Source organism: Paracoccus sp. Ld10 (assembly GCF_045064235.1).
Lineage (GTDB): Bacteria > Pseudomonadota > Alphaproteobacteria > Rhodobacterales > Rhodobacteraceae > Paracoccus.
Genome location: NZ_JBISHD010000001.1, coordinates 54155 through 65491, shown reverse-complemented (window position 1 = coordinate 65491; position 11337 = coordinate 54155). Strand labels below are relative to the sequence as shown.

At 60.6% G+C, this 11337-nt stretch carries 6 protein-coding genes and 2 pseudogenes; 6 read left to right on the top strand and 2 right to left on the bottom strand.

The window, feature by feature from the left end:
• Positions 1-104 (bottom strand): transposase (locus tag ACJJVR_RS00285; RefSeq protein ID WP_405401285.1); only part of this gene is annotated, 104 nt, incomplete at its 3' end.
• 511 nt (positions 105-615) lie between these two features.
• On the opposite strand from ACJJVR_RS00285, the gene ACJJVR_RS00280 reads away from it, so the two are divergent.
• The 3 genes and pseudogenes from ACJJVR_RS00280 (at position 616) to ACJJVR_RS00270 (ending at position 5508) form a co-directional block, all read left to right on the top strand.
• Positions 616-3309 (top strand): Hint domain-containing protein, encoded by a 2694-nt coding sequence (locus ACJJVR_RS00280; protein WP_405401277.1) that lies wholly within the window; start codon positions 616-618, stop codon positions 3307-3309.
• 131 nt (positions 3310-3440) lie between these two features.
• Positions 3441-4444: pseudogene (locus tag ACJJVR_RS00275) on the top strand (IS5 family transposase).
• Between the two features lie 317 nt (positions 4445-4761).
• Complete coding sequence (locus ACJJVR_RS00270; RefSeq protein WP_405401275.1) at positions 4762-5508, top strand: SDR family NAD(P)-dependent oxidoreductase; 747 nt, start codon at positions 4762-4764, stop codon at positions 5506-5508.
• Here the strand turns inward: ACJJVR_RS00270 and ACJJVR_RS00265 are convergent.
• Positions 5486-8236: an AMP-binding protein gene (locus ACJJVR_RS00265; protein ID WP_405401284.1), complete on the bottom strand. Its 2751-nt coding sequence runs from the start codon at positions 8234-8236 to the stop codon at positions 5486-5488. The genes ACJJVR_RS00270 and ACJJVR_RS00265 overlap by 23 nt on opposite strands.
• Positions 8237-8489: 253 nt before the next feature.
• Between ACJJVR_RS00265 and ACJJVR_RS00260 the strand changes: the two are divergent.
• The 3 genes and pseudogenes from ACJJVR_RS00260 (at position 8490) to ACJJVR_RS00250 (ending at position 11322) form a co-directional block, all read left to right on the top strand.
• Positions 8490-9246: pseudogene (locus ACJJVR_RS00260) on the top strand (IS5 family transposase).
• A gap of 278 nt (positions 9247-9524) precedes the next feature.
• Positions 9525-10406 (top strand): LysR family transcriptional regulator, encoded by an 882-nt coding sequence (locus ACJJVR_RS00255; protein ID WP_405401273.1) that lies wholly within the window; start codon positions 9525-9527, stop codon positions 10404-10406.
• A gap of 115 nt (positions 10407-10521) precedes the next feature.
• Positions 10522-11322: a putative hydro-lyase gene (locus ACJJVR_RS00250; protein WP_405401271.1), complete on the top strand. Its 801-nt coding sequence runs from the start codon at positions 10522-10524 to the stop codon at positions 11320-11322.
• The last annotated feature ends 15 nt before the right edge of the window (positions 11323-11337 follow it).

Here is an 11337-nt window from a genome sequence, read left to right as displayed (position 1 = left end):
TGGCTGATCCCCGCCTTGCGGCAGACCTCGGCCACTGGCGTGCCTTCCTCACCCTGCTTCAGGACAAACGCCTTCTGCGCCTCCGTGAACCTCGATGCCTTCATCATTCTCTGCTCCTCTCCCAGCCAGGGAAGGTTAGCCGAAAACTCCAGTTTCAAACGGTCCAGTTTTCAGGGGGCAGAGCAACCTGGCGGACGCAGAACCGCAGGACCGCGCAGCGAAATAGAGTGCGTCTACCTACTTGCTTGGGAGACCGGGTACCAGGCCCGCGCGGGTGTCGGCACATGAATGGAGTTCTGCAATCATCGTAGGCCGCACAAGGCCCTTGGAGGCCGACCGCCGGCAGTGACCTGCTCACTGACAGTAGAAGCAACGCGACCCGATCAGCAGGAGCAGATCAGAGCTTAAAACGCGCCAGATCCTGTCCAAGAAAGCGGCAGCACCTCAGGACGTCAGTCGGCCCGGCCCTCATGAAGAATGGGTGCTCCTGACACGAAACGATTTACACATCCTTAAGATTAATATATACCGTTCAGTACAACTTTTAGTAATTTTACGCATCCAATTGGCTCGGTGAGCTTCCATCGCCTGTAAAGCAATCCAGAAGGATTTCCCATGCCCGTAACTGTCGCCGCCAATTCGACCATTTACGCTTACAATGGTTCATTCGCCAATTTGCTTGGTCTGACAACCCTGCCGAATCTGGGCACTTCGACCTCTGGGTTGATCACTGACAGCGATGGAATCTTGGGCAACTCCACGGGACCAAGCACGATCTCTCTGTCCGGAGGCGCCACGCAAGGGCTGAGCTATCTTGGCTCCGGTTCCTATGGGACCATTCTTGATTCGAACCCGGTCGTTGCGTTCTCCATCGCCGGAGATTCTCAACTGTATCTCTACTTCCCCGAAGGGCTCCCTCTGCTTGGCGGGTTGGCTGGTGTCTTCAACGTCACCGCGGGGGGAACTTACGCCCTTCCGGCATCTTCCGTTGGCGTTGTGGATGGCACCGACGCCGGACAGGCCATGAGTGTCGGTTTCTCCGATGCAAACGGTGATCGGATCACCACTGGTGCCGATACCGTCCTGGGCAATGGAGGCAATGACACCATCAATGCGGGAGCCGGCAACGACCTCATTGACGGCGGGGACGGCGATGATGTCCTGGAAGGTGCGGCTGGTAACGACACTATTTATGGCGGGGCTGGCAACGACACGCTCTCTGGCGGAAGCGGAGTAAATGTCATCTATGGTGGCGATGGCGATGACACCTGGCTGGGAGGTGCCAGCAGCGGGGCAGGAACGGACAACGTACAGCTTGGAGCCGGCAACGATACTGCGGAAGTTGGATATTTCCCGCCAAACACCGGCGCGGATACCCTAGATGGTGGAGCGGGCAATGACACCATCGCCTTTGATTCAGTAGCATTGAACAACCTGGCCGTCGGCATTGTTCTGAACGATACGGGAGCTGCAACCAATATTGGCTTCCAATCCGTGATCACCAACTTTGAGAATGTTCGGGGGAATGCCGCGAACAACGCCATAACCGGCAACTCTCAGGACAACATTCTGTGGGGGCAGGGCGGCAATGACACCCTTTTGGGTGGCGCGGGCAATGACACCATCGAGGGTGGCGCTGACGCAGATACCCTTGATGGCGGCGCGGGCACGGACACGCTGACCTACGCGAACTCGACCGCCGGGGTGAACGTGAACCTGGCGACCAACACGGCGTCAGGGGGCGATGCCCAAGGCGACACGATCAGCAACTTTGAGAACCTGACCGGCTCGGCACAGAACGACACCCTGACCGGAAATACCGGTGCAAACACCATTCTGGGTGGGGCCGGCAACGATACCATCGATGGTGGTGCGGGCGCCGACAGTCTTGACGGTGGCGCGGGCACGGACACGCTGTCCTATGCCGGCTCGACCGCCGGGGTGAATGTGAACCTGGCAACGGCTGCGGTATCGGGGGGCGATGCCCAAGGCGACACGATCAGCAACTTCGAGAACGTGACCGGCTCGGCACAGAACGACACCCTGACCGGAAATACAGGTGCAAACACCATTCTGGGTGGGACTGGCAACGATACCATCGATGGTGGTGCGGGCGCCGACAGTCTTGACGGCGGCGCGGGCACGGACACGCTGACCTACGCGAACTCGACCGCCGGGGTGAACGTGAACCTGGCGACCAACACGGCGTCAGGGGGCGATGCTCAGGGCGACACGATCAGCAACTTCGAGAACCTGACCGGCTCGGCACAGAACGACACCCTGACCGGAAATACCGGTGCAAACACCATTCTGGGTGGGGCGGGCAACGATTTCCTTGACGGCGGCGCCGGCAACGACACCCTTGAAGGTGGTGCTGGCAACGATACGCTGACAGGCGGAGCGGGCGCGGACCGGTTTGTCATCGACGGTGCATCTGCTGACGTCATCGTCGATTTCAGCCCGTCCAACTCGGACGACGGCGATGCCAGCAATAACGACTTTATCAATCTGGGCGACTTCTACAACGCAGCCAACCTTGCGGAATGGAATGCGACGCCAGGCAATCCACAGTATCAAACCCCCTTGCAGTGGCTTCGCGCCGACATCAGCGATGGGGTGCTGGACTCTGCGGGCGGCACGGTCCTCACTGGGGTGACTGGCGATCAGCTGAACCTTGAGAACGCCGGTGTCGTCTGCTTTGCAGCTGGCACGCGCATCCGCACAGCACGCGGAGATATTGCCGTTCAGGACCTGCGCCCTGGCGATCTGGTCATGACCAAAGATCGGGGCCTGCGCCCTGTGCAATGGGCAGGCGGCCGGAAACTGGCCGACTATGAGCTGAATTTGTTCCAGCACTTGCGCCCGATCCGCATCAAGGCGGGTGCCTTGGGAGCGAATATTCCAGCGCAAGATCTGGTCGTATCACCTCAACACCGGATACTGGTCCGCTCGGCCATTTCGAGGCGGATGTTCGGGGCGGACGAAGTACTTGTCGCAGCCAAACAGCTGTTGATGCTCGATGGAATCGACATTGCGGATGATTTGGATCAGATTGAATATGTGCATTTCATGTTTGATCGTCATGAGATTGTCTTTGCTAACGGCGCGGAAGCAGAAAGTCTCTACACCGGGGTCCAGGCGCTCAAGGCTGTTTCTCCAAAGGCGCGTATCGAGATAATGACACTATTCCCGAACCTCTTTGAGAAAGGTCGGGAAATGCCCCCGGTGCGTCAGCTTCTGTCGGGTCGCATGGGCCGAAAGCTGGCAATGAGGCATCTGCAAAATGACAAAGCGTTGGTCAGAAACTGAAATGTAAATAATATCATCCCGCTTATTCATCAAATAAAGCGAGGGCGTTGGTCCCCAGCTGTTTAGTCAGCTCTGTTGCACAAATCGCATGAGGGATTCATGTTGTGAAACGAGCGTAGCAGCTGGGGACCATGAACAGACCGACATCCCCAGCCTGCAAGATCAGGAACTGGCAGGCCTACAATGACGCGCTCAAGCGCCCGGGCTTGCTGACGATCCGGTTTGATCCGGCGATGTGCTGAGAGGCCGCGCCGACAGGCAAGCATGGTCGCCAGCAGCCCTACAGCGATACTGGCATTCAGATTTGCCTGACAATGAATGTGCGGTTCGGCTTGGCGCCCAGAAAGACGACCGGGTTCGGCGAAAGCCAGCTGCACCTGGTCGGCCTCGACTGGTCGGTGCCAGACTTCAGCACGCTGTGCCGCCGCCAGAAGATCCGCGGGCAACATTCCGGATCGTGGGTCCAGAGGGCCGATGCACCTGCGGATCGGCAGCACTGGCATCGAGGTCAAGTGTCAAGGCGAATGGCATGCACGGCGGCACCAGACGGCGCGACATGGTTCACGGCGCAGGATCCATTTCGGAATAGATAAGCAAACGCCAGGGGTTTGTGCCGTCGAGATCACCGGGAGCCATATCGGCGCTGCACGGGCGCTGCCCGACCTGCTTAGCTGGATACCAAAGGGTTAGAGGATCGGCAGATTCACCGCTGACGGCGCCTGCGACACTTGCAAGTGCCACGATGCGATCGCTGACCGTGGCGCCCCTGGCCGTTACACCACTCCGCTAGAATGCGAAGCCGTGGAGGACCGTCACCGCTGATGCGGTTGTCAGAAACGCGTCCCTTCGGACGGCGAAATATCTCGACCGTGCGATCAGGCGAAACTGGAGCGGATACCACCGACAAAGCCGTGCGGAAACGAAGACGCACTGTCTGAAACTGCCGGGGCAGCGCCTCATGGCGCGGAATTTCGACCGACAGGCCGCAGAGGTCAAGATCCGCATCGCCGTCTCGAACGGCTACACCGCGCTTGGCATCCCAGTGACGGAAGCCGTGGCGTTAAGCCGTACGGGAAAAGGGAAACTCGGGACATCAAAGGCTTTGTGCGACAGAGCCGTATTGTCATCAAGGTGACCTGATTTCTCAGCTCGGAGGCGGGGTCATCGTGGCCTCGGGCCCATCAGTGACAGTGGTGCAGCCCGCTGAATATGCAGGCTCGAAAACGATAGCAGGACCGACGTCGGCGGTTCATCCCGGGTGATTGCTGCAGCGCGGTGTCCCTCAATTTGCCGTTCGTGCTTGTTGCCGTATGCGACGGACGCCAAGGTCTGTACTGGGGTCTTGCTGCCTTTTGCCAATCCTGAAAGACCCGTGGCGACCCGTCGTCGCGGGTTACTATCGGTATGACGAAGCGAGAAGAGATGATGAACGATATTGAGAGAATTGGAATCGTGACTGGTGGATTGTCCGGGATCGGCCGCGCGATTGCACAACGGTTCGTTGACGACGGCATGATCGTCTATGTCGGAGCGAGGCGTGGGAACGATCCGGCGTTCCAGGAGAACCTGCGCACGACATTCGGCAAGTCGATTTCAGTCAGAGCGCTGGACGTCCGGCGATCCGACAGCGTGGCGACATTCGTCGATGCCATTGTGGAGACTCATGGCAAGGTTGACGTTTTGGTCAACGCGGCGGGCGTTTATGAGGAAGCGGCCGTGATCGATCATCCCGACAGCATGTGGCACGAAACGATCGACACCAATCTGACCGGCACCTTCAAGATGATACGAGCGGTCATGCCACTGATGATGACGGCGAAATGGGGGCGCATCATCAATATCGCCTCGGTTGCCGCGCATCAGGGCATGGCACGCAACGCGGCCTATTGTGCGTCCAAGGCGGGGTTGCTGGGGCTTGGTCGCTGCGTCAGCCTGGAGGGCGCGGATCACGGGATCACGTGCAACAGCATCAGCCCGACCTGGGTCGAGACCGAGATGCTGCAACAATTCATAGAGCATGACATGCAGCGGCTGGGCCAGTCGCGTGTCGAGGCTCGTGCCACCTATGAGGCGTCCAACCCGCAGGGCAAGCTGGTTCAGCCTGACGAAATTGCCGGCCTGGCGTCGTTTCTTGCCAGCGATGCGGCGCGGGCGATGACAATGGCGGATTATCAGGTCAACGCCGGCTCACTGTGGTAGCTGGTTCAGGAGCAGAGCCAAGTCTGTGGACGAGCAGTTCCCGCACGTCAGAGATCTGGGCAAAGTATCCCAGGTCCAGCGTATCCCACAGACGGTGTGCGATGGCGTTATCGTAGATGGCATCGGCCCGCAGAATGGTCGGGTTGTCGCGCAGCAAGCGGTATTCGGGCGCGGAAAGTGGGGCGGTTTCGACCCACTCCAGCATGGAAACCGCCTCGCCCCCGGCGTCCGTTACCGCGTCATCAGCAATCAGGTTGCAGTAAACGACCTCGTTCGGCACAACGGCGCGCACCAGCAATCTGGCGGCCGCGCGCACGTCGGTCATCCTGAAGCACATGTCGCGCGGGGTGCATCCGGAAAGCCGGCAGGCTTTCAGGATGGTCTCGTAGATGTCCTTGGGGTTGGGATCGTTCAGGTCATACAGGGATGGCAACCGAGCGATCATCGCCGCGACGCCTGATGCGGCAATGGCATGTTCAGCGGCAATCTTGGCAGCCCCATAGCCGGAAATTCCGTCGAACGGTTCTGTGGCGGTCTCGGGGAACGGTCCGCCGGCATCAGGAAAGATCGAGGTCGAGCTTGAGAACGCAAGCCGCGCCTTGGCGTCCTTGCAAAATTGCAGGACGGTTGCGATGCCGGCTTGTGATGCGCTCTCCATCCTCTCGCGGTCCAGTGCGAGGTTGACGGTCGCCGCGCAATGGATGACCGCCGACACTTGCCCGGTCAGCCTGGCATAGTCCTGAGCTTTCAAACCAAAGCTGGGCGCCTCGATCGATCCGGCAACGACGACAACGCGGTGCTGGGGCACGCCAAGCGCCTCTGCACGGGCGGCCAGACGCGACAGCGGGTCGTTGTTGCGCGGCCGGACCAGACAATAGATGACCTGATCGTCCGGCAGGTGGCGGGCAGCTTCGGCGAGGACATGACCGCCCAGAAAGCCGGTAGCGCCGGTCAGCAATATGCCCTTCTTGTGAAACACGCCCGGTTGCGCCGCAATATCAGGATCCTCGGTCAGCAAGCGGTGCAACCGTTCAAGGGGCAGGTTCAGTGCCCAGTCAAAATCGACAGGCCGATTGTAAGCCGCCTCAAGGGACAACAACAGATCGACGCACATCAATGAATCCCCCCCATGATCATGGAAGGACACGGCCATGTCGATGTGGCTGACGGGACAACCCAGAATACGCGCTGTGGACACGGTCACGGCAAGGGCGTCCGTATCATCATCATCGACCGTCTGTTGGTGCGGCGGAGTCTGTGGCAACGCCTTGAAGTCGCACTTGCCTGATACGGGATGGATGGGAATTTCGTCCATGCGCACCAGATAGGTCGGCGTGCAATAGCGTGGCAGAACCCGTTGCAGCGCCTCTGCCAGGATTTGCGGCGTGCGCTGCCACGGCGCGGTGATGGTCCAACGATCGGCATTGCGGGCCGTCTGTTCAGCATCGGCGGTATAGTAGAACACCAGAACCTGCCCCTGACCGTCGATCTGCTGCACCCAGGGGATGGCCCGTGCAAAATCAATGTGCTGACCAAGCGTCTCGGTCAGTTCGCGCGTCTGGATGCTGTGGCCGCGCAGTTTGAGCATATGCGCAATGCGGCCCAGCACATGGATCTGCCCATCGGCGGTCACCAATCCCTGATCGCCGGTATCATAGAGGCGCCGGTTCTGCCCCTCCAACGTCAGCACCCTGAACCGTTCCGCCGTTTCCTGGGGCCTGTTGACATAGCCCGGCCCCAGCATGCGGGGTCCTTCGAAATGCAGCAGTCCGGGCTGGCCCGCCGAACACGGCAGGTCGTGATCGTCCAGCACCACGGCGCTGAGATGCGGCATCGCGATGCCGACCGACGCCCCCTCGGTACCGGTCAGTCGGATCATGCTGACATCATGGGTCTCGCAGATGCTGTAGAGGTTCCAGAGCGCGACATTCGGCAGCTTTTGACGCGCCTCTGCGATCAGGCCTTTGTCGACCACTTCGCCGTTCAGGATGACGCGGCGCAATGGCAGGTCGGCGCCGACCTTCGGATCGATCGCCCTCAATGCCTTTTGAAAAAAGGACGGGGTGAACAGCATCTCGTCAATGCGATGCCTCGACAGGAATGACACGAGGCCCTGTGGTGCCATCAGATCGTTCGTGTCGGGAAAGCAAAGCCGCGCACCGTTGCGAAGTGGCCGGAACATTTCCCAGATCGCGAAAATGTAGATCCCGACGTTCATCGTCGCCGCATAGGGCGTATAGGCATCGCGCCATTGATAGGACAGGTAGGCCGCATCGTGCGTGACGGGAATGCATTTTGGGCGACCTGTCGTGCCCGATGTTGCCACCAGATAGATGGCGTCGGTCGGACGCACATCGGCGGCCACCAGTCGATGGATATCTGTATTCGCCGTGTCCTCAAGGCAGGCCTGTGCGGCAAGGAGGCTGCAATGGGTCGGCAGTTTTTCCAGTCCGCCTGGCTGACAGGTGACGATGGTTCCGATCTGCAATTCGTCGACGATATTGCCAAGGACGGCCTGCGGCATTGCAGGGTCAAGATGCACGAACGGGCGTCCACTGATGACGCATGAAACGGCCGCGGCAGCCAGCAACGTGCTGGGCGTCCCAAACAGCGCTATCGGGCCCTCGACGTCGAGCCTGCTCTGAAATGCCAGGACAAAGCTTGCCAGTTGGCCATAGCTCAGCTGATGATCCCGATCATCCAAAGCGCGATTGTGCTGATAGGCCATCAACGCGCGCACAAGCTGCGCGGGCACGGTTCCCTCGGGAGGAGGTGTCGTTCCGGTCAAAGAGGACATGTCGAAAAGGCTCCCTGAACCGTCGCTTTGTGTTGCCCTGAATAGGAGACGCGCCTTTGCTTGTCCACCGTGGCCGGCAATCCCCTTGGACGGGACAGGCTGTATGAAATCAAATTCTTAGGCTCCAGACCCATTGATTTTACGCCCTTTGCGTGATTCAGGCCGCCGCAAGGAGACCTGATCGATGAGCAACTTGTTCTGGCTGACCGAAGCGCAGATGGCGCGCCTTCGCCCGTTCTTTCCCAAGAGCCATGGCCGTCCGCGAGTTGATGATCTGCGTGTGCTGAGCGGCATTATTTTCATCAATCGCAATGGCTTGCGATGGTGCGATTCACCGAGGGAATACGGACCAGCCAAGACCCTCTACAATCGCTGGAAGCGTTGGAGCGATAACTGGGTCTTTGCTCGGATCATGGTCGGCCTGGCCGCCGAGGGTGCTGATCCAAAGACAATCATGATCGATGCGACGTATCTGAAGGCGCACCGCACGGCTTGTAGCCTGCATGCGAAAAAGGGGGGCGCGGTCGCCAGATCGGTCGAACGAAAGGCGGCATGAACACCAAGCTGCACGCCGTCACCGATGCGAAAGGCAGACCTATCTGGTTCTTCATGTCGGCAGGGCAGGTCAGTGATTATACCGGCGCGGCGGCGCTTCTGGACAGCCTGCCGCAGGCCGACTGGTTTCTGGCAGACCGGGGCTATGACGCTGACTGGCTTCGAAAAGCGTTGCAGGACAGAGGATGAAAGCCTGCATCCCCGGCCGGAAGTCCCGCAAGAAAACCGTGAAATACGACAAGCGCCGCTACAAAAGGCGCAATCGCATCGAGATCATGTTCGGTCGTCTGAAGGACTGGAGACGTGTCGCCACACGTTACGACAGGTGCCCGGAGACCTACCTCTCCGCAATCGCATTGGCCGCAACCGTTCTGTTCTGGCTGTGATCAAGAACGAGTCCTGACCCTAGCGCGCGGTTTGCGCGTACCGATCAGCCGACATCACCACAGTTCGTCACAAAGTGGTTGTATCGCTGCGGCGACAAGTGGGGGTCTGGCTTTGGGCGTCCGGGGCCATGTAAGAGAGTCGGGTCGGTCCGGGGCATCTGGCTGCGTTTTGCTGATGCCAGACCCAGTGCCGAATTGACGCCCAAAGACCGTTGAATCATCGGTCCCGAAGGCTCTTGTGGCTTGACGGATGCTACGCCTGCACTCCAGTTTGCGTAATGTTCGACTTTCGCGACATCGAGATCATCTATGCCATCGTCCGTCACGGAGGCTTTCGTGCGGCTTCTGACCGTCTGGGCATGGCGCAGTCTGCCATCTCCCGGCGTGTGCGCCACCTCGAAGACCGTATGAAGATCGCCATCTTTGAACGCGATGGGCGGGGGGTGCGCCTGACCGCCGAGGGCCGGCGCCTGTGCGATGAGGCCGAGCTGCTGGTTGCACAGCGCGACCGCATCCTCGAAGAGCTTACGCAGAAGGTCATGGCGGGGATCGTACGCCTCGGCGTGGCCGAGACAATGACCCATACTGTCCTGCCGCGCATGCTGACGACGCTGCGCGCCCGCCACCCTGACCTCCGCTTCGAGATCTCGGTCGAGACTTCGGAACAGATGGGTCTGCAGCTGGCGCAGGACGGGCTGGACGTGGCGATCATGCTTCGCGACCAGGCACCACGCGGGATCGTCATGACGCCCCTGCCGCCCGTGACCCTGGGGTGGTTCGGATCGCCCGTCCATTTCGCCGTTCCACAGCCCGCCGGTGTCGACGTGCTGGCAGGCCTGCCGATCGTGTCGTTTCCCAAGCGCACCATTCCTCATCGGCAGGTCGTTCAGTTGCTGTCATCGGGGCGGCACATGCCGGTTGCGGTGCATGGATCAGCATCACTGGCCACGGCGCTGCATCTGGTGGGGCAGGGGTTTGGCATCGGCACCATCCCCCATGACATCGTCCGATCCTGGCCCCATGCCGGAGTGGACGAGATCACCGTCCGCCCTGAGGCCCGCCTGCCTGATCTGGAATTTGCGATCTGCTATGACGCAGAACGCAACGAGAAAATCGGCCGTGAGGTCACCCGCGCCGCCATCGAAGCCTCTGCTGACTGATCACCTTAGGGGATCAGTACTGCAGTCGATTGCGTTCTTGATTCAATCAGTCTTCCGGCCTCACAGTTTCCGCATGCCGTGACGCGAGGACGATATGACACGTATGACGTCAGACATGACCGATCCAGAGGTTCTGCGTCGCCTGATACGCTGCGGCACGCACGACGCCCCGACCGCGGGTCTTGGCGGCGGCGCGCTGCAGGGCAATCTGGTCATCCTGCCCTCGGCGGAGGCGTCAGAATTCCTGCGCTATTGCCAGCAGAACCCGCGGCCCTGTCCCTTGCTGGCGGTGGGCGCGCCGGGCGATCCGTCCCTGCCGACCCTGGGCCGCGATATCGACATCCGCCGCGACGTCCCACGGTATCGGGTCTGGCGCGATGGCGTGCTGGTGGCAGAGCCGACCGACATCGCCGATCTGTGGCGGGATGACCTGGTCAGCTTTCTGATCGGCTGCTCCTTCAGCTTTGAGGATGAACTGATCCAGGCCGGCATCCCGGTGCGCCATTCGTCGGCCGGACGGAACGTGCCGATGTATCGGACCAGCATCATGACCCGCGCCGCCGGACGCTTTGGCGGCCCGTTGGTGGTCAGCATGCGCGCCATGCCCGCCGCCGACGCGATCGAGGCCGTGCAGATCTGCGCGGGCTTTCCCCTGGCCCATGGCGCGCCTGTCCATCTGGGCGACCCCTCGCTGATCGGCATCGCCGATCTGGACCGGCCCGATTACGGCGACCCACCGGTGATCGAGCCCGGCGATCTGCCTGTTTTCTGGGCCTGCGGGGTGACGCCCCAGGCCGCCATCGAGGCCGCGCGCCCCGCTCTGGCCCTGACCCATGCGCCCGGCCACATGCTGGTCACCGACATTCCGGCGGCGCGGGCCGAACGCATCCTGACCGGCCCCGGTCAGGCGCTTTAAACAACAAGAAACCAA

Excerpts from the sequence above, each read along its gene's own strand:
- ACJJVR_RS00280 (WP_405401277.1), top strand. The coding sequence starts at position 616 with ATGCCCGTAACTGTCGCCGCCAATTCGACCATTTACGCTTACAATGGT.
- ACJJVR_RS00265 (WP_405401284.1), bottom strand. The coding sequence starts at position 8,236 with ATGGCCTATCAGCACAATCGCGCTTTGGATGATCGGGATCATCAGCTG.
- ACJJVR_RS00255 (WP_405401273.1), top strand. The coding sequence starts at position 9,525 with ATGTTCGACTTTCGCGACATCGAGATCATCTATGCCATCGTCCGTCAC.
- ACJJVR_RS00250 (WP_405401271.1), top strand. The coding sequence starts at position 10,522 with ATGACCGATCCAGAGGTTCTGCGTCGCCTGATACGCTGCGGCACGCAC.